This is a genomic window from Cedecea sp. B1(4), assembly GCF_059414925.1.
Map to the genome: position 1 here is coordinate 1 of NZ_JCAHMZ010000353.1, position 301 is coordinate 301.

The 301-nt window shown below is 49.2% G+C and carries 1 protein-coding gene; it reads right to left on the minus strand.

Going from position 1 to position 301, the window contains the following annotated elements:
* Nucleotides 1-235 (minus strand): hypothetical protein (locus tag ACR6JA_RS23255; RefSeq protein ID WP_494599896.1); only part of this gene is annotated, 235 nt, incomplete at its 3' end.
* Nucleotides 236-301: the final 66 nt, after the last annotated feature.

Here is a 301-nt window from a genome sequence, read left to right on the forward strand (position 1 = left end):
CTTGCACACCCTTTATTTTTTTACCCGAGGGTGAGACAAGAAAATTAGCCGGCCGATACATAACAGCTGTGATCGCCCCTTTTCTTGACACGGAGTCGCTACCATTACCAGCGGACCAAACAAAATCCCCGGCGAATACACTGCCGGAGAATAACAACGAAGCAGCCATCAGCGCATTCAGCAATCCATTTTTCATCAAATATCTCCCAAAGTAGGTGAACTTGGTCTCGATCATCGGCTGATGCTGAATTCCTCCGGCTTATGCCTCGGAGGCCCGATCAACACACAGAACGACAGGTTG